Annotated in this window: 14 protein-coding genes; 10 read left to right on the forward strand and 4 right to left on the reverse strand. The window is 55.4% G+C overall.

The annotated features are described in order from the left end of the window. Positions 1-21 precede the first annotated feature (21 nt). On the reverse strand, positions 22-2,898 hold the full coding sequence (locus FFI95_RS11825) for an ATP-binding protein (RefSeq protein ID WP_144822797.1): 2,877 nt from the start codon (positions 2,896-2,898) through the stop codon (positions 22-24). 224 nt (positions 2,899-3,122) lie between these two features. Here FFI95_RS11825 and cysM point away from each other — a divergent pair, with 224 nt between their 5' ends. From cysM to FFI95_RS11865, 8 genes are all read left to right on the forward strand, one after another. Continuing rightward, positions 3,123-4,016 carry a cysteine synthase CysM gene (gene cysM / locus FFI95_RS11830; protein ID WP_144822799.1) on the forward strand — a complete coding sequence of 298 codons (894 nt, stop codon included), beginning with the start codon at positions 3,123-3,125 and terminating at the stop codon, positions 4,014-4,016. A gap of 26 nt (positions 4,017-4,042) precedes the next feature. Beyond that, positions 4,043-5,392, forward strand: coding sequence for a 23S rRNA (uracil(1939)-C(5))-methyltransferase RlmD (gene rlmD, locus FFI95_RS11835; protein WP_144822801.1), 1,350 nt, complete (start codon positions 4,043-4,045; stop codon positions 5,390-5,392). Positions 5,393-5,450: 58 nt separating this feature from the next. Beyond that, positions 5,451-7,691 carry a GTP diphosphokinase gene (gene relA / locus FFI95_RS11840; protein WP_144822803.1) on the forward strand — a complete coding sequence of 747 codons (2,241 nt, stop codon included), beginning with the start codon at positions 5,451-5,453 and terminating at the stop codon, positions 7,689-7,691. After that, positions 7,688-8,533: a nucleoside triphosphate pyrophosphohydrolase gene (gene mazG / locus FFI95_RS11845; RefSeq protein WP_144822805.1), complete on the forward strand. Its 846-nt coding sequence runs from the start codon at positions 7,688-7,690 to the stop codon at positions 8,531-8,533. Before relA ends, mazG begins: the two co-directional genes overlap by 4 nt. A gap of 86 nt (positions 8,534-8,619) precedes the next feature. Next, positions 8,620-11,265, forward strand: a complete 2,646-nt coding sequence (gene ppc / locus FFI95_RS11850) for a phosphoenolpyruvate carboxylase (RefSeq protein ID WP_144822807.1) — start codon at positions 8,620-8,622, stop codon at positions 11,263-11,265. 190 nt (positions 11,266-11,455) lie between these two features. Beyond that, the gene (gene adk / locus FFI95_RS11855; protein WP_144822809.1) at positions 11,456-12,109 is read left to right on the forward strand and encodes an adenylate kinase; all 654 of its coding nucleotides are present in this window, start codon (positions 11,456-11,458) and stop codon (positions 12,107-12,109) included. 33 nt (positions 12,110-12,142) lie between these two features. Then, positions 12,143-12,841, forward strand: a complete 699-nt coding sequence (tsaB, locus tag FFI95_RS11860) for a tRNA (adenosine(37)-N6)-threonylcarbamoyltransferase complex dimerization subunit type 1 TsaB (RefSeq protein ID WP_144822811.1) — start codon at positions 12,143-12,145, stop codon at positions 12,839-12,841. A gap of 11 nt (positions 12,842-12,852) precedes the next feature. After that, positions 12,853-13,701: a class I SAM-dependent methyltransferase gene (locus FFI95_RS11865; RefSeq protein WP_144822813.1), complete on the forward strand. Its 849-nt coding sequence runs from the start codon at positions 12,853-12,855 to the stop codon at positions 13,699-13,701. A 33-nt stretch (positions 13,702-13,734) separates the two neighbouring features. Here the strand turns inward: FFI95_RS11865 and plsB are convergent, their stop codons facing one another. Next, positions 13,735-16,203 carry a glycerol-3-phosphate 1-O-acyltransferase PlsB gene (gene plsB, locus FFI95_RS11870; protein ID WP_144822815.1) on the reverse strand — a complete coding sequence of 823 codons (2,469 nt, stop codon included), beginning with the start codon at positions 16,201-16,203 and terminating at the stop codon, positions 13,735-13,737. A gap of 139 nt (positions 16,204-16,342) precedes the next feature. Here plsB and nudC point away from each other — a divergent pair, with 139 nt between their 5' ends. Together nudC and murI are read left to right on the forward strand one after the other, a co-directional pair. Next, positions 16,343-17,170: an NAD(+) diphosphatase gene (gene nudC, locus FFI95_RS11875; protein ID WP_144822817.1), complete on the forward strand. Its 828-nt coding sequence runs from the start codon at positions 16,343-16,345 to the stop codon at positions 17,168-17,170. After that, a complete protein-coding gene (gene murI, locus FFI95_RS11880) occupies positions 17,167-18,000 on the forward strand; it encodes a glutamate racemase (RefSeq protein ID WP_144822819.1) in 834 nt (277 codons plus the stop codon). The genes nudC and murI overlap by 4 nt, the downstream gene beginning before the upstream one ends. Here the strand turns inward: murI and FFI95_RS11885 are convergent. Further along, a complete protein-coding gene (locus FFI95_RS11885) occupies positions 17,995-19,002 on the reverse strand; it encodes a DUF2156 domain-containing protein (RefSeq protein WP_144822821.1) in 1,008 nt (335 codons plus the stop codon). The two genes, murI and FFI95_RS11885, sit on opposite strands and share 6 nt — an antisense overlap. A gap of 40 nt (positions 19,003-19,042) precedes the next feature. Then, positions 19,043-19,696, reverse strand: a complete 654-nt coding sequence (locus tag FFI95_RS11890) for a class I SAM-dependent methyltransferase (RefSeq protein WP_144822823.1) — start codon at positions 19,694-19,696, stop codon at positions 19,043-19,045. Positions 19,697-19,753 lie beyond the last annotated feature (57 nt).

A 19,753-nucleotide genomic window follows, 5' to 3' on the forward strand; every position in this document is an offset into this window, starting at 1 on the left:
CCCACCTGCAGCAGTGCACCATCAGTCGCGGCTGCGTCGCTGATGGTGTGCCCGGAAGATAGCTTGCCAGTCGGTCTGTTCACTCCAGATTTGCAGCCGCTCAATCGCAGAGACCAGCTGGGTCATCTGTGTCTCTGTATCCGGGGCAGAGCGCTTGAGTGCTGTTTCCAGACGGCCGGCCGCCACACGCAACTCGGGTACGCCACAATAACGGGTAGCCCCGTGCAGCTTATGTACGCATTCCAGTAACTCCTCCAGATCACCACTGCTCCAGAGTTGTCTGATACTAATCGCATCTGTGGGAAGTTGCTCCAGAAGCATGCTGAAAAGTTCTTCTGCAAGGTCTGCTTTGCCACCTGCCAGTTGAATGCTCTCGCTCACGCTTACACAGTCCCGCTGCATTTTTCGGGTAGAGGGCCGTAGTGGGCGGCGGGTATCCCGTACCTCAGATACTGGCAGCAGGTTTGTGGCAGCCGGCGACCTGACCTGATAACCGGTGTACTCAAGTATGATTTCGGCCAGTTGGCCGCTACTGATGGGCTTGGGCAGGTAGCCGTCAAAACCCTGCCGGATCAGACGCTCCCGCTCATCAGCCAGCGCATGTGCTGTGAGCGCGATAATACTGGTTCTATGGTTGCTGTCATCCATTTCACGCAGATGCGACGTAGCTTCCAGGCCATCCATGCCCGGCATCTGAAGGTCCATGAACACAAGGTCGAAAGGAGTTTTCCGGGCTTTGCTCAGCGCTTCAAAACCGCTGGATGCAGGCTCTGCGTTAATTCCATAATCCTTCAGGAGTGTGATAACCAGTTTCAGATTGGCGTCGTTGTCATCGACAGCCAGGATCCGGGGGATGCCCGTGGACGCAGGAGGGCGCGTTTCAGGGGGCGAGTGCAAAGTGCTATGCCGGGCGCTGCTAATGCCATGTACCAGAAGCAGAAGCTGATTATAAAGCGACTGGCGGCATACGGGTTTGGTCAGGTGGCCACTGGCGAGTTCGGGCAGTGGCGAGTCCTGCACCTCCAGCGTGGGTGTCAGTAACAGGGTACGGCAATCACGCTCAACTTCCAGGTTTCGGACAAGGTTGTAGTACTGGCTTGAACTGAGCAGATGATTTGTGAGCCCTATAATGGCAGCGGCATAACCTGACTGACTTTTCTGGGCACTGGTTATCTGTTCTTCCATTGCATCGGGAGTTGCAACCCGGTCCACGGTGATGCCCCAGTCACCCAGCAAATGCTCAACCGCAAGCCCGGATGTTTTTTGGTGTTCCAGGTAGATCACCCGCTCTCCCTGCAGTGCATCCATCGGATTGATGGTTTGTGTCGCTGTAGCGAGTTCCGGGGTGAGCGTAAACCAGAACGTAGAGCCTTTGCCCAGTTCACTGTCCAGGCCAATCTCGCCCCCCATTTCCTCCACCAGGCGCTTGGAAATCGCCAGACCCAGCCCGGTGCCGCCATACTGTCGGGCGGTCGAGGCATCTGCCTGACTGAATGCGTTGAACAGAGTCTGTTGTTGCGCTCTGGACAATCCGACACCTGAGTCCGTAATGCTCAGGCGTAAAGTGAACTGGTTGCTTTCGTCAGCTTCCTCTTCAAGGCTGGCTCGTAACACGACCTCGCCGGTCTGGGTGAACTTGATGGCATTGTTCACCAGGTTGGTGACGACCTGCTTCACACGTAGCGGGTCCCCTAAAATATTGTCCGGTACATCGTTATACACCAGGGGAACCAGATCGAGGTTTTTACTGTGCGCAGCCGGAGCCAGCATAACCATTACTTCTTCTACGATATCCCGGAGCTGGAAGGGCACCCGGTCAAGCTTGAGCTTGCCGGCTTCAATTTTGGAAAAGTCCAGGATGTCGTTAATGATGGTAAGCAGAATTTCAGACGATTTTCGGATAGTGCTCAGATGGTCCCGTTGTTGTCGGGGCAGCGGGCTTTTCAGCAGCAACTCGGTAAAACCGATAATGCCATTGAGCGGGGTGCGGATTTCATGGGACATGTTGGCCAGAAATTCAGACTTTATACGGCTCGCCTCCAGCGCTTGTTTGCGTGCCATGTCGAGCTCAATATTCTGCACCTCGATGGTTTCCAGCGTCTCTCGCAGGTCTTCGGTGGCCTGATCAATATTGTGCTGCATTTCCATCTGAGCATTGCTCAGTTCCTCGGCCATGGCATTGAGCCCTGATTCAAGCTGCTCGAACTCCGGCCCAGCCTGAGTATGAACACGGGTTTCAAGCTTACCTTCCTTCAGTTTTGCCACCGCTTCGTTCAGTTCGAATACCGGCCCGGTAAAGGCACGGCTCAGGCGCAGCGCCACCAGCAGGCTGAATGCGACCCCGCCCAGCACCAGCAGCAAAGAGATGAGAACCGCTTTGTAGGTCTCTTTCTCAGTGCGGATATGAGACATCTCTACAACAACCCAGCCCAGAGGCTCTTTCTGGCGGGAAGCGGTCTGCAGCGAATCCGGGTCTGGGAGAGTCTGAATCATGAGCTCCTTGAGAAAAACCGGAGTCACAAAGCGAGTGCTGGCTGCAAAGGCAATGTTCGTTGCCTGCTCACTGGCCAGGTGGCTGTTTTCGAGGCTGTCTGTGCCGCCCGGGCCTGTGTGCAGCAAGCGGTTGCGATCGGCATCGAAAAATGTGATTGAGCGAACATCCTGCTCCTCCAGCAGGGCACTGGACAGGCTGTTAAGCAGGTTGTGGTTGGTGGTGAACAGGCCATACTCAGAACCGGCGGCAAGCTGGCGACTCAGGGACTCTCCACGATCTTTCAGCAGGTTTTCAATGTTGTTGACCCAGCTGTAAGTAAAAAACAGTCCGAGCATAAGCGTGGTGATAAGCGTGGGAACCAGGGTTACCACCAGCACTTTTTTGCGAATACCCCAATGTCGCATACCTGACTTCCTGAACAGAACCTGACACCGCCGGTTTATACCGACCACGTCCATGTAAGGCAGCAGGCTTTCCGGGAGCGGAGGCCTGTGCAGCTGGTCCGGCCGGGCTCAGGTATCTGCACCTGATATAGCCTGCCGTCATGGTTTTAGCGAGAACCCTTATTGGGCGACTGCCGTCATAAGGCGTATCATGCCACGTTAAAAGTGTACCACAGGGTTTAAATATGCATTTTCCTACAATAGAAGATTATGTCGGGCATACGCCTTTGGTTCGGCTACAGCGGCTTCCCGGCGATACCAGTAATACCATTCTGGCAAAGCTTGAGGGCAACAACCCCGCCGGCTCAGTGAAAGACAGGCCAGCTATCGGCATGATTCAGGAGGCCGAAAACCGTGGTGAAATCAAGCCCGGCGATACGCTGATTGAGGCAACCAGCGGTAACACCGGGATTGCTCTGGCCATGGCGGCTGCAATCAAGGGGTATCGCATGGTGCTTATCATGCCGGCGAACATGAGTGAAGAGCGGCGCGCGTCAATGCGAGCCTATGGTGCGGAAATTATAACCGTGAGCCAGGAAGAAGGCATGGAGGTGGCCCGGGATATGGCCCTGGAAATGCAGGCTGCGGGGAAGGGCACGGTGCTCGACCAGTTCAGCAACGAAGACAACCCGCTATCCCACTATCGCACCACAGGCCCGGAGATCTGGGAGCAGACGGAAGGCCGGGTTACCCACTTTGTCAGCTCAATGGGAACAACCGGTACAATTATGGGCGTATCCCGATACCTGAAGGAGCGCAATCCGGACATCAGTATCATTGGTCTGCAGCCAACAGAAGGCGCGTCTATACCGGGTATCCGGCGCTGGCCCGAAGCCTATCTACCCAGCATTTATGACGCTGCCCGGGTAGATCAGGTTCTTGATATTGGCCAGCAGGAAGCCGAAGACACCATGCGTGCACTGGCAGAGCGGGAAGGGATTTTTTGCGGTGTATCATCCGGCGGTTCCATAGCAGCTGCTCTGCGGCTGTCTGAGCAGGTTGAAAATGCCATTATCGTGGCCATTATCTGTGATCGGGGTGACCGCTACTTATCCACCGGCGTATTCCCGGGCGCCTGAACCAGACACTATCAAGAGAACAGATTATGAGCAGACGACGCAGGAAAGCTCTTCCTACGGAACCCGTGCGTTGTGCGGTTGACACCCTTAGCCATGATGGCCGCGGAATCGCTCGCCAGGAAGGTAAGATCCTGTTTGTGGATGGCGCCTTGCCCGGTGAAACCGTTATGGCCAAAGTTGTTTCCTCCCGGAGTAAGTTTGATGAGTTGCGCACGCTTGAAGTGCTGGAGGCAGCTCCGGACCGGCAAACCCCTCCCTGTGAGTTTGCAGATCTGTGTGGTGGTTGCAGCCTTCAGCATATGAGCGGCGATGCACAGATCCGGTTCAAGGAAAATACATTGCGTGAGCAGTTTGCGCATTTTGGTGGCATAGAACCCGAAGAGTGGGTTGCGCCTCTGCGTTCGCGGGATACCCTTGGGTATCGTCGCAAGGCCCGCATGGGCGTGCGCTATGTTAAGGCACGGGACTCGGTGCTGGTCGGGTTCCGGGAAAAACGAAACAGTTTTCTTACCGATATTGATCGTTGCCTGGTGCTTGACCCCCGCATTGGTGAACGCATTGTCCCGCTGCGGGAATTGCTCTACAGCATGGATGCCTATGCGCGCATCCCCCAGGTAGAGGTTGCCTGTGGCGACGATGCGGCTGCGATGGTCTTTCGCAACATGGATGACCTGAGTAGCAGGGACCGGGAAAAGCTGATTGCCTTTGGTCAGAATCACGATCTGCATATTTATCTGCAGCCTAAAGGTCCGGATACCGTACATCGGATATGGCCTGAGTCAGCGGGCAGGCATCAGGAGCGCCTGAGCTACCGGCTGGATGCGTTTGACCTCTCCATGACATTCCACCCCATGGACTTCACACAAGTTAACGCAGGCATTAACAGAGATATGGTGAGCACTGCGGTAGAGTGGATGGATGTGCAGCCGGATGAGCGGGTTCTGGACCTGTTTTGCGGGCTTGGCAACTTTACTCTGCCGCTTGCCCGTAAAGGTGGCGAGGTTGTGGGTGTGGAAGGCGATGACGCCATGGTCGTGCGCGGTCGGGAAAACGCCGAACTGAACGGCCTGGCAAATGTGGCCTTCCACGGCGCGGATCTGCACGGTGACTTTACCGGCCAGAGCTGGGCAAAAGAAGGCTTCGATAAAATCCTTATTGATCCGCCCCGTACCGGTGCAGAAGAGATCTGTAAGTACCTGACAGCGTTTGGTGCCAGCAGAATTGTGTATGTGTCGTGTAATCCCGCTACTCTGGCCAGAGATGCCGGAGTCATGGCTCGTAATGGATATCGACTGGTACGTGCGGGGGTCATGGATATGTTTCCCCACACTACCCATGTGGAGTCCATTGCATTGTTTGAGCGCACGGAACGTTGAATGTTGTTGTGCGCAGACAGGGATCGCTGTGTGAGTCAACAGGAATAGCAAGGCAGATATGGTAAAAGTTCGCGAAGACTACGCAATGTCCGGCGATGGCCAGGTTGATATCGAGGGATGGGTGCAGCATATCGCTTCCCAGACCCATCTGGATGACGTGGAGCAATTTCGGCAGGCGTGTGAAAAGGCCGCTGAAATTGATCTGCAGGCGTTCCGGGAGGACAGGGTCTGGGCGCCGGGCGCCAGCAGTTTCCGGACCGGTCTTGAAATGGCTCAGGTTCTGGCTGAACTGCGTCTGGATCAGGCCAGTCTTGTGGCGGCTATTCTTTACCGCGCCGTTCGGGAGGAGCGGGTCAGGCTGGAGGTTATCCGTAAAGAGTTTGGTGAAGAGATCGCCGGGCTGATCAACGGTGTCCAGCAAATGGCGGCGATTTCCTCGATACACCATCCGCTCAAGGGCAATGTGCTGGGGCAGAGTGAGGGCCAGCTGGATAATGTTCGCAAGATGCTGGTTACGATGGTGGATGATGTGCGGGTTCCACTCATCAAACTTGCAGAACGCACCTGTGCCATCCGGGCCGTCAAAGATGCACCGGAAGAAAAACGCATGCGGGTTGCCCGGGAAGTCTTTGATATTTATGCGCCACTGGCCCACCGCCTGGGGATAGGTCATATTAAATGGGAGCTGGAGGATCTTTCATTCCGCTACCTGCATGAAACTGCGTATAAAAAGATTGCCAGCCTCCTGGATGAAAGGCGCCTTGATCGCGAAGGCTATATCCGGCGCGTGATTGCAACCTTGCAGGCAAAACTGCAGGCATCCGGCATTGAAGCTTCCTTGTCTGGCCGTGCCAAGCATATCTACAGCATCTGGCGGAAAATGCGCCTGAAGGGAATAGACTTTTCCCAGGTTTACGATATTCGGGCGGTGCGCATCCTGGTGCCGGAAGTGCGGGATTGCTATGCGGCTCTGGGGATTGTGCATACGCTTTGGCGGCATATCCCCAATGAGTTCGATGACTATGTTGCCAATCCCAAAGAAAACGGCTACCAATCGTTGCATACCGCCGTTATCGGGCCTGATGGCAAGGTGATGGAGGTGCAGATCCGCACCCATGCGATGCATGAAGATGCCGAGCTGGGTGTCTGTGCTCACTGGCTCTACAAAGGTACAGACAAAGCTGGCAAGTCTTCCGGCTACGACGCCAAAATCAACTGGCTCCGGCAGGTGATGGAGTGGCAGGAAGAGTTGGGTGATCTGTCAGGGTTAGCGGATCACCTCAAGTCTGATGTTGTGTCGGACCGGATTTATGTGTTTACGCCCGACGGGCATGTTGTCGATCTGCCACAGGGTGCGACCCCTATCGACTTCGCCTACCGGGTACACACCGAGATTGGCCATGCCTGTCGGGGTGCCCGGGTGGACAGTCGCATCGTACCTTTGACGTATCCGCTTAAAACCGGGGAGCAGGTCTCCATTCTTACGACCAAAACCAACCCTGCACCCAGTCGCGACTGGCTGAACCCCAGTCTTGGCTATCTGAAAACGTCCAGGGCCAGGGCGAAGGTGACGCACTGGTTCAAGCAACAGAACCGTGAGCGTAATATCATAGACGGTCGCGCCATCCTTGATGATGAGTTCGGGCGCCTGTCTTTGCATGATGTCGACCTGAATGAACTGGCGGCCAAGGTGAATTACCACAGTGCCGACGACCTGTTTGCGGCCGTGGGTGCCGGCGACCTGCGCCCGACTCAGGTCGCCAATACGGCACAGCAACTGCTGGAGCCCGAGACTGAACAGCTGGATCTGAAACTGGTCACCCAGAAGCGCAAGGCCTACGACACAGAGTCGGACATTCATATTCAGGGTGTGGGAAAACTGAAAACCCAGGTGGCAAAATGCTGTAAGCCTTTGCCCGGGGATGCCATAGGTGGCTATATAACCGTTGGTCGGGGGGTAACCATTCACCGGCAGGACTGCCTTACGTTTCTGAACCTTCAGGATGTGGAACCACACCGGATTATTGAGGTGAGCTGGGGTGGACAGCAGGAATCTGTTTATCCGGTGGATATCGAAATTGAAGCCTACGACAGGTCTGACCTGTTGCGGGATATCACGCAGGTGCTGTCGGTTTCGAAAAGTGACGTTATATCGCTTCATACCGCCACGAACCGGGATGACAATACCGCCACCATGACCGTTTCTGTGGAGATATCCAGTCTGGAACAGCTGGCACGGTTGCTGGCCCAGATTCGCAACCTGCCCAACATTATTGACGTCAGGCGTAAACGTTCATGAGTTACACCATTGAAGATCTGAAAGAGCTGATGGCCCGGTTGCGGGACCCGGAAACCGGCTGTCCCTGGGATACCCGGCAGACATTCAGAAGTATCGTACCGCACACACTGGAAGAAGCTCATGAAGTCGCCGATGCCATTGAACGGGAAGACTACAGCAACCTCAGGGATGAACTGGGCGACCTGTTGTTTCAGGTTATCTTTTACTCCCGGATAGGGGCAGAAAAAGATCTTTTCAGCTTTGATGCCGTGGTGGATAACCTGGTACGCAAACTTGTGCGCCGGCATCCCCATGTGTTTCCCGAGGGAACTCTGGAAAGCCGCATAGACCCGGACAACCGACCCGATGAAGCCTGGATCAGGGAGAGCTGGGAGCGGATCAAAGCAGAGGAGCGGGCCCGGGAACCTGTGGTAAATGCGGGGCCGCAAGGCCGGCTGGACGGAATTGCCCGTACTCTGCCGGCAATGATGCGCGCCGAAAAGCTGCAGAAACGGGCCTCCAGGCACGGCTTTGACTGGCCCGACATTGAGCCGGTATTCGACAAGCTTCATGAAGAAATAGATGAGCTGAAAGAGGCCTGGCAGGCCGCCCGGACCGGGCAGGGGGATGAGGATGCCGTTGAAGAGGAGCTGGGTGACCTGCTGTTTGTCTGTGTGAACCTGGCGCGCTTCATGAAAGTAAACCCGGAGCAGGCCGTGGGGCGCACCAACCATAAGTTCGAAGCCAGGTTCCGGGCCATTGAACAGGCTCTGGAACGCCAGGGCCGTTCCTTTGATGACGAAACGCTCGAGACCCTTGATGGAATCTGGCAGTCGGTCAAGGGCGTGGAAAAGAAAAGCTGACCATCTCCAGGTGCCGATAGACTTTCCCGGTACTTCCTTAGTATTGTGACTTTACTGTGTTTCCTGCAATCCACAAGGATGCCAATGTGACCGAGTTACACCCTGATCTCCGTGAGAATGTCCGTATGCTGGGCGAGCTGCTGGGGCAAAGCATTCAGCGCCACCCCGGCCAGGAATGCTTTGAACTTATTGAAGAAGTCCGGGCAGCTGCCAAGTCTGATCGTCGTAAGGAAAGTGGCTCCGGGCAGCGACTGATCAGTCTCCTTGGCAAACTTCGCGATGATGAACTGTTGCCGGTTACCCGGGCTTTTAACCAGTTTCTCAACCTTGCAAATCTGGCGGAGCAATATCACGGGATTCGCCGCAGGCGTGATCATCATTCGGATCTTAAGGTGGAGCCTCTATCCGAGGTGTTTGAACGTCTGAAAGCCAATGGCACCAGTGCCGATGCCTTGCATCAGTGCGTCGCCGGAATGCGGCTGGAGTTTGTGCTGACCGCCCACCCGACGGAGGTGGCCCGGCGTACACTGATCATGAAGTACGATGAGATGTCGGATTGTCTGTCCAGCCTGGATCACGACGACCTGCTGCCATCCGAGCGGGAAGAAATTATTGGGCGCCTTTCCCGATTAGTGGCTGAGGCCTGGCACACGGATGAGATTCGCCATGAGCGCCCGACTGCGGTTGATGAGGCCAAGTGGGGCTTTGCCGTTATTGAGAACAGCCTCTGGGAAGCGCTGCCCCGGTTTCTTGGAGAGCTTGACGCATCACTCCAGGAGGCAACAGGGCGAGGACTCCCGTTACAGGCGTCGCCCATCCGCATCGCTTCCTGGATGGGAGGGGACCGTGACGGTAACCCGAACGTGACCCATGAGGTCACCCGAAAGGTATTCCTGCTCGGGCGCTGGATGGCAGCAGACCTGTTTCTCCGGGATATCAAATCACTGCGTGCGGAACTGTCCATGTGGCAGGCGAGCGATGAGCTGCGGCAACTGGCTGGCGACTCCCGGGAACCGTACCGGCAGGTGTTGGCAAATCTGCGGGATCGCCTCATCAAAACCCGGGACTGGGCTGAAGCCAGCATCAATAACGAACCGGCCGATGCTAATGGAATCCTGTTTGAGAATGAGGATCTGATTGCGCCCCTGGAACTGTGTTATCGCTCTCTGACTGAGTGTGGGCTTGAGCATATTGCCGAAGGTGCGTTACTGGATACGATTCGCCGCGCCCACACGTTTGGGCTGCCGCTCATTCGTCTGGACATTCGCCAGGAAGCAACCCGTCACGCAGAGGCTGTGGCTGAAATGGTGGAATTCCTGGGGTTGGGGGACTACCTTTCCTGGTCTGAAAAAGAGCGCCAGACATTTCTGTTAAGCGAGCTTCAGGGGCGCCGGCCGCTGGTCCCCAGAAACTGGGAGCCGTCAGCGCCTGTGCGCGAGGTGTTGGACACCTGTGAAGTCGTGGCCCGGCAGACGCCTGAAGCTCTGGGGTCCTATGTTATTTCGATGGCCAGCCAGCCGTCGGATGTATTAAGTGTGATTCTGCTTTTGCGCGAGTCGGGCATGACGTTTCCAATGCGGGTTGTCCCCTTGTTCGAGACGCTGGACGACCTGCGTGGTGCCCCTGACAGTATGGCCGCGCTGTTTGAGGTGGACTGGTATCGGGAATACTGCCACGGACAGCAAGAAGTCATGATTGGTTATTCGGACTCATCCAAGGATGCCGGCCAGCTGATGGCCGCCTGGGCCCAGTACCAGGCACAGGAAAAACTGACTCAGGTAGCAACACAATACGGCATTCACCTGACACTGTTTCATGGACGCGGCGGCACCGTGGGGCGTGGTGGTGGCCCGGCCAACAGCGCGATTCTTTCCCAGCCTCCGGGATCCGTAAACGGAAGCTTTCGCATTACGGAACAGGGTGAAATGATCCGCTTCAAGTTTGGCTTGCCCAGGCTTGCTGTGCAAAGTCTCACCCTCTATACCTCTGCCGTGATCGAAGCCACCCTTGCGCCGCCACCCGAGCCTGAGGACAACTGGCGGGAGACGATGGACTGGCTCACCGAGCGGTCGCTTAAAGCCTACCGGGAAGTGGTACGGGAGAACCCGGACTTTGTGCCCTATTTTCGTCAGGTAACTCCGGAGCAGGCACTTGGCAAACTGGCGCTGGGAAGCAGACCGGCACGGCGCAAAGCCACCGGAGGTGTGGAAAGCCTGCGGGCCATTCCCTGGATCTTTGCCTGGACACAGATGCGCTTGATGCTGCCCAGTTGGCTGGGCAGTGATGTGGCGCTGGAAGATGCAGCCAGAGAAGGGCGGTTACCGGTGTTGCGCGAAATGATGCAGGGCTGGCCATTTTTCAAGACTTATGTGGATATGCTCGAGATGGTGCTTGCCAAGGCAGATCTGCGCATCGCCGGTTACTATGAACAGACTCTGCTGGACGATGATCAGCTCAGAAGTCTGGGGGACAGTCTTGGCAAACGGCTAGAGGCCTGTGTTCAGCGTCTTCTGGAGCTCAAAGAGCAGAGTGAGTTGCTGGAGCATGAGCCGGTCTTTGCGCACTCCATGCGTGTACGTAATCCTTATACAGACCCGCTGCACTACCTGCAGGCAGAGTTGCTGAAGCGTGACCGGGAAAATGACAACCAGGGCGAAGTACCGGATCTGGTTGAGCAGGCTCTCAAGGTGACCATGGCAGGGATTTCTGCCGGTATGCGTAACACCGGTTAACGCATAGCGGTCTTGTCCACCTTTTTGCTGCAGATGCTACAGAGGTCGGCTTCCTCTGACGTGCGCTAATTCGTATAATGCGCCAGCATTGGGGTGGACTCATTCATTTTTCACGGGAGAAGTTGTCGCAAAGGCGCGGGCTTTTGCCACAACTTTTCTTGTTTTATACATTGTACGGGAGCATAAAATAATGCGAATCATCATGTTAGGCGCGCCAGGCGCAGGTAAGGGAACTCAGGCTCAATTTATAACTGAGCGTTTTGATATTCCCCAGATATCCACCGGCGACATGCTGCGGGCTGCGGTTAAGGCCGAATCCGAGCTTGGTAAACAGGTGAAGGAAGTGATGGCAACCGGCGGGCTGGTATCCGACGACATTATTATTGCTCTGATTGAAGAGCGGATTCAGCAGCCGGACTGCGAAAACGGATACCTTCTGGATGGGTTCCCCCGCACAATACCACAGGCAGAAGCGCTGAAAGATCAGGGTATTGTGATTGATTACGTTGTCGAGATAGCGGTAGATGACGAAGAAATTGTGAATCGCCTGTCCGGGCGTCGTGTACACGAGCCGAGTGGCCGGACCTATCATGTAAAATTCGATCCGCCCAAAGAGGAAGGCAAAGACGATAAAACAGGCGAACCCCTGGTGCAGCGTGAAGACGATAAAGAAGAAACGGTTCGCAACCGCCTGGCGATCTATCATGATCAGACAGCACCTCTCGTTGGCTTCTATCAGGAGCTGGCTGAAAAGCAGCCGGATGTGGCGCCAGAATACGTGCGGGTAGACGGCGTTGGTAGCCTGGATAGCATTCGTGAGCAGATTCTTGCCAGCCTCAAGTAGCCCACTGATGTTCAAGCGAGGCCCTTCACACCTGTGAAAATTCTGGCACTGGATACCTCCTCAGAGGGCTGCTCTGCAGCCCTTTTTGTTGATGGTGACGTTATCGAGGAGTTCGAGCATGCACCCAGGGGGCATACCCGGCTTTTAATGCCCATGGTTCGGGAACTGCTGGCGGAGCAGGGGCTGAAACCTCAGGATCTGGATGCACTGGCGTTCGCCCGTGGTCCGGGATCATTTACTGGCGTTCGTATTGCCACCGGGGTAATTCAGGGGCTGGCCTGGGGGCTGGATTTGCCGGTTGTGCCTGTTTCGTCTCTGGAAACTGTCGCCTTTGGGGCAATTGAAAGGCTGCAGCCAGGCGACAGTGAGGGTATTGCTGTGGCTTTTGATGCCCGTATGAGTGAGCTTTACTGGGGCTGCTTCCGCAACCGGTCGGGGCTTCCGGAACGGCTGGGGGAAGAGCAGGTCTGCCCGCCTTCCCGGGTAGTTCTGGAGCCTGGTGTTACGTGCTGGAGTGGTGTCGGCTCTGGATGGGCTTTCCGTGAACAGATGCCACCGGAGGTTCTGGCCCGGGTGGGTGCGATCGATGAAAGCCTCATTCCCCGTGCAGGCTGGGTGGCCTATCTGGCCGCTGAAAAATTCCGCAAGGGCCAGACTGTACCTGCAGAACAGGCACAGCCGGTGTACATTCGCGATGAAGTTACCTGGAAAAAGCTGCCGGGGCGGGACTGAGGTTATAGCTGATGGCACGCTCAAATGCTTCTGGTGCAACTATCCCGGGTGCGCATGTAACTCTGGCGGTTGCCAGAAGTCCGCTTGGTGATGAATACCAGGGGCGGTCTCTCAGTGCGCAGCTTTCACTGCCTTATCTGGGTACGGTACGCCCCAAAGACGTGCGTAATGCCGATGTCCTGCTGTTTCTGGATGATCAGGGTCTGTGTTTACAGATTACAGGGAAGGGCGCTCCAGGCCCGGTAAGGGCCGAGTTTGTATCCGGAAAAATGGGGTACCGTCGTGAACATGGTGGTGGCTCGGGTGAGCTTGTTGCCCGGGCGGTTGGCCTGCACAAAACCCGGGCACGCCTGCATGTTGTGGATGCAACCGCAGGCCTGGGCCAGGATGCGTTTGTACTTGCCAGTCTGGGCTGCCGGGTCAGTTTGTTTGAGCGTAACCCGGTGATTCACGCGCTGCTGGCTGACGGACTATCCCGTGCTGCGCTGAATGATGAGTGTGCGCCGATTATCGAGCGTATGACGTTGCGGGCTGAAAGCAGTATTGACTGGTTATCAGCCTCTGTTGGCACTCCGGACTCACCCCATGTTGCGGATATCATTTACCTGGATCCCATGTTTCCGCAGTTGGGTAAGTCGGCCATGGTAAAGAAAGAAATGCAGGTGTTTCGTAGTGTTGTGGGAGACGATGTCGATGCGGCAACACTACTGGATGCGGCATTGGCTGTTGCCAGGTATCGCGTGGTGGTGAAGCGTCCGCGCAAAGCACCAGCCATTCCCGGGCCTGAGCCTTCTGTCCGGGTGGAGGGCAAAAGCAGCCGCTACGATATTTATCCGGTTCGGGCCTTGCCACCGCGCTAAGGCCACACGATTACCCACCAGACAGCTGCAGATTCAGGCCCCCAGCATGGTGACTTGCTGAATGGCCTGGCGTTTTTCCACGCTCAGCACCAGCCGGGCATCATCGGCGACTTCATCCAGCCCTTCGCCGTAGCAGAGAAGTCCGTTGTCATCGGTGGTAATAACACCGTTCGTCTGCATGTTGGCAATGAAATTCCGGAACAGGGTTTTATCAAAAAACTCCGGCGCATTCAGGCCGAACAAAATGGACATACGTTCTGCCAGCAATGTGCTCTGCTCTTCAAGTTCCTCAGCGGTGATTCTGCCCGAGCCATATTTGCGCAGTATTCCCAGGGTAATGTGGTAGCGTTCAACAGTCTGGATAATAAACCGGGATAGCATTCGCAGCCGCAGCATGGCATCCGTGCCCTCTTCGGGGCGGGCAACCCGGCCATTGCCCATGGATACCAGCAAACCTTTATTTACCAGGACATCGATCCACTGATTGATGGCATCTTTTGCTTCGCCAGGCTGATATTTCAGGAACAGTTCTGAACGGATATATGGGTAGGCGACACCCGCCAGGAATACGATCCGTTCACGGGCCAGGGAGCTTTTGTTTTCAAACAGACTGGCGACCAGTGCCGGCAACGCAAACAGGTGTTGAATGTTATTCCGGTAGTAGGTCATCAAAGTGGCATTGCTGCCTTCCAGGCCAATAATATCTCCCAGCTTTTGGGGCTGCCTCGAAACAAGCCCCATAGACTCGCAGTAGGTCACCCAGTCTTTTCCACTGCCCTCGGGCAGTGTCATGGTGTCAGCGTAGGGAAATGCTTTCAGTAAATCAGCATACTGATCTGCCAGGCGGACCAGCTGATTTTCGTCCATGGCAAGCCTTTCGGTGCCGAGTAAAACCGTGGAGATCATACCGATCGGATTCACAGCCACAGAGGCATTGATGTTGGACGCAACCCGCAAAGACAATTCGGAGACGGCCCTGCTGAGCCAGGCAGGGCGGTATTCGGCGTCGTAAGCTTCATCCCGCCAGCTGTCCTGTACCTCATCCAGTACATCAGACAGGTGAATAGCTTCGCCAAAATTAACCGCGACCTTGCCGAAGGAGCTGCTGAGGCTACGGGCTGATTTTGCCAGGCCAAACACGCTTTCTTTCTGTTTTTTCTTGCCGCGAAGCTCACCAAGATAAGAGCGCTCCTCCATAACTTTCTCATACCCGATGTAAACCGGTACAAAAACAATGGGCTTTCGATGATCGCGCAAGAAGCTGCGTACCGTCATAGAGAGCATGCCCGGGCGTGGCTGAAGCATCCGCCCGGTGCGGCTGCGGCCACCCTCCACAAAATACTCCATTGAGTAGCCGCGGGTGAACATAACGTGCATATATTCGTTAAATACCGTGGCATACAAAGGGTTATCCCGGAAGCTGCGGCGCATAAAAAAAGCACCGCCCCGGCGCAGAATGGGCCCCACCAGTGGCATGTTCAGGTTAATGCCCGCAGCAATGTGAGGAGGCATCAGGCCGTTTTTGTAGAGCACATAGGAGAGCAGCAGATAATCCATATGAGAGCGGTGGCAGGGGACATAGACCACGGCATTGTCCTGTGCCGACTCTTTGACAACGTTGATGTTGTTGACAGCAATGCCTTTATAGAGGCGGTTCCACAACCAGGCCAGCACAACCTCAAGAAAACGGATGGTCACAATGGACATGCTGGCGGCAATCTCGTCGGCATAACGATAAGCACGGGCGCGTACTTTTTCCGGTGGCGCGTCTTCTTTGGCTGAGGTTTCCCGAATGGCTTCTTTTACGGCCTGTGTCCGCAGAAGCCCTTCCACCAGTGTTCTGCGATGAGAGAGGTCGGGCCCGAGAACGGCTTGTCGTACCTTGCGAAAATGGGTACGCAGGATGCGGGCAAGTTTACGGTTTGCGCGTTCTTCGCTGTGGCGGTACTCATCGATAACCTGCTTCAGGGACAGCGGAGTATTGAACTGCACGTAGGTGTTGCGGCCATGGACCAGAATGATCAGCAGCTTTTGCAAGCGGCCGGCAACGGACCAGGTATCTGAGAGCAGCAGCTTTACCAGAGACTTTTCTTTATCCGGCGACCGCCCCCAAAAAAGCGATACCGGAACAATCTGAACATCTTTCTCCGGATGCTCCAGGCCGTAACGTACCAGCATCCGGTATTCCGGCGTAGGGCGGGGTGTCTGGCGTTTACGCAGAGACTTACCTACACGGCGATAGAGGAAAAAGAACGAATGCGACGGGCCATTTTTGACCGGAAGAGAGGTGCTGGCGCCAGGTAACTGTGCCCGTATGACTTCCTGTTCAAGTACCAGGCGGTTTGAGAGCGAGCTGTACTGCAGTACGTAACACACAGGCGTGTCCGGGGAGAGCCCCAGTGCATCAACACTGTTACCGCTGACATCTGTCCGAACCCACAAAAACAGTATTTTCCGGAAAAGTGTCAGAATCAGGCTACGAATACCCTGGTAAAGTCGCATAAAATGTCGCCCTGGTAGATAACAGCTGCCAAGTTTACTTGGTTGAGCAGGAGCCGGAAAGTCCGGGCGGCATTCTTGAGGAGCCTGGCTCTGTGGTACATTTGACTGTGTTTAACTTATCACTGAGGTGTATCAGCACATGACAACATCAGAGATTCAGTGGACTCCAGGCTGGACAACCACGCCACCCGAGCGGGGTGACCTTGTGCTGGTATTGTCGGGCTCAGGCGTTGTCAGGTCACAGCAGGGCTGGTTGCTGCCATTTGAAAGGCTCACAGGTATTGCCAGGGAAGCCAGTTTTGTGTCGTTGGGTAATATTGAGAACCGCCGGGTTTTTGTAACCGAGGCGCCGGAGTCTCTGATTACAGACACTGAGACAGTGTCTTTGCGTGATGCAATAATGACGATCGGTGATGGGCCGGCCGCCATGCTCAGCACCGGTTTTCAGGTGTGGCAGTGGGCTCAGGATCATAAATATTGCGGTCGTTGTGGCGGCAGTCTGGCGTTTCATCCCCGGGCCCGGGCAAAGTGGTGCAACGCTTGTGATATTCCCTGGTACCCCCGCCTGGCTCCGTGTGTGATTGTGGTGATACGCAACCAGGACCGTTATCTGCTGGCCAAATCATCACGGGTAAAGCGCCATTTTTACAGTCTTATTGCCGGGTTTGTAGAGCCCGGCGAAACTCTGGAAGGAACAGTGGTTCGTGAGGTCAAAGAGGAAACCGGACTGAATGTGACCAACATACGTTATCAGACGTCCCAGCCCTGGCCATTCCCACACCAGTTAATGGCCGGCTTCTTCGCCGATTATGCCGGTGGTGAACTGGTCCTTCAGGAAGATGAATTGGCAGACGCCGGATGGTATCTGCCTGGCGACAGACCTCCGATTCCTCCGGATACCACGATTTCAGGGCGCCTTATACGGGACATGGAAAAGATGATATCCAGTGAAGGTAGCGGGCGTTGAACAGGGATGGACCGCTGCGCGTACTGGTTTTCGACTCAGGCATTGGCGGGCTGAGTGTTGCGACCTGCATTCATGAACAGTTGCCCCGGGCGTCCATTGTATACCTTGCCGATAATGCTGCCTTTCCCTATGGGGATAAGCCGGAAACGGTGGTTATTGACCGTTGTTGTACGCTCATTGCCAAAGCGCTCAAGCAGTATCCGTGCGATGTAATTGTTGTCGCCTGTAATACAGCCAGCACCGTTGCGTTGCCGCATGTGCGGGCACTGGCAGATGTACCGGTTGTCGGCGTTGTGCCTGCGGTAAAACCGGCAGCACAGCAGACCCGGAACCGTCGTATAGGAATTCTGGCAACACCGGCAACTGTGCGCCGGGTTTATCTTGATGAGCTCGTAGAGGAGTTTGCAGCACACTGCGAGGTCTGGCGCGTAGGGCACCCGGGGCTTGTACAGTGGGCTGAGGCCCTGGCCCGCGGTGTCCCTGTGCCCCAGGACCGTCTTGATACGGCTTTGGAAAGCTTGAAAACCGCCGGGGTTGATACTATGGTTCTCGGGTGTACCCATTACCCGCTGTTGCTGGAAAACCTGAGGCAGAGTCTGCCGGCGGTACAGTACTGGGTGGACTCAGGGGCTGCCATCGCCCGTCGTGTTGTCTGGCTGATGGGCCGGGCGGGCAAGCTCGAAGGTGCGAATGCAGACACAAGTACGCGGCCTCAGCCTGTAACAACCGCTCTGTTTTCAGGGCCGGCCCCGGACGCGATTGCCGGGTTTATGGCTGGCCTGGGACTGCAGCCGGGCAGGGTGACCGAACACTGGTGCGCACCCTCATAGCAATCGTGTCAGCTTGAACATGGCAATAAATTCCAGTACCGGAACACTGCGCTTGTGGCAGCAGTAAGTTTTGACGCGCTCACCCCGAAAGCGTGATTTGGTAAACTCCAGCCCTTTGAAATTATAAAGGAAATTGCCCCGGTTATAGACACCGTGTAAGAGTCTCTTTAACAGCCGGCTTTCCTGGGGCTCTGTGGCAGAGTCAAGCGACAGGGGAGTAAGCCCCAGATCAAGATAAGGAATGCCCTCAGCTTGGAACGCCTCCATGGCATGGGCCATCAGCGTGTAAAAAATCCCCTGGCGAAAATTGGCGTTGGCCCGGGATATATTGGGCACGTAACTGACAATCTCATTGTTGCGGTAGATCGGGTCAAAGTAGATGAAGCCCACGGCTTTGCCATTCTGATACGCATAGAAATGGCGCTCATTTTCACGGTACTCCATCTCCATGGGCCGGATAAGAAAGCGAATCTCATTACTTTTACATTTTCGGGTCCGGATCCAGGCCTCCGAAATTTCACGGGTGTGGTCGTCACTGAAACGTTCCTGCACGCTAATCCCATTCTTTTCAGCCTGATTGAGCGCTGTGCGCAGAATCTGTTTTTTCTTGCCGGTGAGAGACCACTTGCTCAGATCGATGCGGGACTCACTGCCAAACTGTGTTCCGTAAAGGCCGAAGCGGCGGTGCAGAATGTCGACCACCGGTCTGGAGACCTGAATATAGGAGGCGTTGGGGTAGCGCTTATGGAAATGCTCAAGAACCGTATTGAGATCTTCCGGGGCGCAGACCGGATCAGACAAGACAAATGTGCTGCCCCACTTACGCATGTAAGCGACGTAGCCTGTGCCGGGGATATCGAAATACCGCATCCCCGGCTGCAGTGTGGAAAAGGACTGTGAATGGCCGCCAAACTTCTTCAGGTAACTGACTCTTTCGCTGAAGGTAAAGGCAGTGCTTTCCTGCCCGCTGGCCTGGTCAAGTGCTAGGATCTGATCTGACATTGTGAATCTCCCCGGTTGTTATTATCAGGCAGGCGGTGGGTTACGCCTGCTTGCGGCCGAGAATTGACCAGTAGCAGTCCATGTTCAGCAGTTTGAAATGCTTCTTTTCGGTCACCTCGAGTCCGAGGCGTCGCATATGCTCCGGATAGTTATAGATTTTATGAAACGCATTGTTGGCAAACAGCCAGAACGTGAAAACAGCTGTATACCAATGCAGTTTCTTGAACGCACGGGAGAAAATGTTGCCGGTTGGGTAGCAGAAGTCGCCGACCACAATTCTGGCATCGGCTTTGCCAAGGTGTATCAGATGCTCCAGGACCTGCTCCATCATGGCTTCATCAAATACATTGAGGAAAAAGTTGGCGACAACCATGTCGTACTGGCCGAGCTCGGCCACCTTCATGATGTCACTGTGCACGTGGCGAATGTTCAGGTGTGGCGCTTCCGCTTCATGGGCTTCCCTGAACTTGCGCAGCATGGTTTCTGACAGGTCAACAACGGTTACATCAGCGCCCAGCTCTGCGGCACGCAGGGCATCCCTGCCATGACCAACCCCGGCAAAAAGGATGCGGTCGCCGGGCTTTACTGTTTCCAGATCCAGCATGGCTACTTTGCAGCGGTGAATGTTTTTGCCGCTGTAGAGGTTGCTCAGAAAGTCGTACACGGGACCAATATAGCGGTATCTGTCGCGCATGTTTATCAGGCCTGTTTTTGTTAGTCGGAATATTGCCACTGTTATTGTAATTTTGCC

Origin of the sequence: Marinobacter piscis, assembly GCF_007671655.1 — a bacterium.
GTDB lineage: Bacteria > Pseudomonadota > Gammaproteobacteria > Pseudomonadales > Oleiphilaceae > Marinobacter > Marinobacter piscensis.

What these genes read in the sequence shown, in the direction of transcription:
- FFI95_RS11825 (WP_144822797.1), bottom strand. Translation starts at nt 2,898, where the DNA reads ATGCGACATTGGGGTATTCGCAAAAAAGTGCTGGTGGTAACCCTGGTT.
- cysM (WP_144822799.1), top strand. Translation starts at nt 3,123, where the DNA reads ATGCATTTTCCTACAATAGAAGATTATGTCGGGCATACGCCTTTGGTT.
- rlmD (WP_144822801.1), top strand. Translation starts at nt 4,043, where the DNA reads ATGAGCAGACGACGCAGGAAAGCTCTTCCTACGGAACCCGTGCGTTGT.
- relA (WP_144822803.1), top strand. Translation starts at nt 5,451, where the DNA reads ATGGTAAAAGTTCGCGAAGACTACGCAATGTCCGGCGATGGCCAGGTT.
- mazG (WP_144822805.1), top strand. Translation starts at nt 7,688, where the DNA reads ATGAGTTACACCATTGAAGATCTGAAAGAGCTGATGGCCCGGTTGCGG.
- adk (WP_144822809.1), top strand. Translation starts at nt 11,456, where the DNA reads ATGCGAATCATCATGTTAGGCGCGCCAGGCGCAGGTAAGGGAACTCAG.
- FFI95_RS11865 (WP_144822813.1), top strand. Translation starts at nt 12,853, where the DNA reads ATGGCACGCTCAAATGCTTCTGGTGCAACTATCCCGGGTGCGCATGTA.
- plsB (WP_144822815.1), bottom strand. Translation starts at nt 16,203, where the DNA reads ATGCGACTTTACCAGGGTATTCGTAGCCTGATTCTGACACTTTTCCGG.
- nudC (WP_144822817.1), top strand. Translation starts at nt 16,343, where the DNA reads ATGACAACATCAGAGATTCAGTGGACTCCAGGCTGGACAACCACGCCA.
- FFI95_RS11885 (WP_144822821.1), bottom strand. Translation starts at nt 19,002, where the DNA reads ATGTCAGATCAGATCCTAGCACTTGACCAGGCCAGCGGGCAGGAAAGC.
- FFI95_RS11890 (WP_144822823.1), bottom strand. Translation starts at nt 19,696, where the DNA reads ATGCGCGACAGATACCGCTATATTGGTCCCGTGTACGACTTTCTGAGC.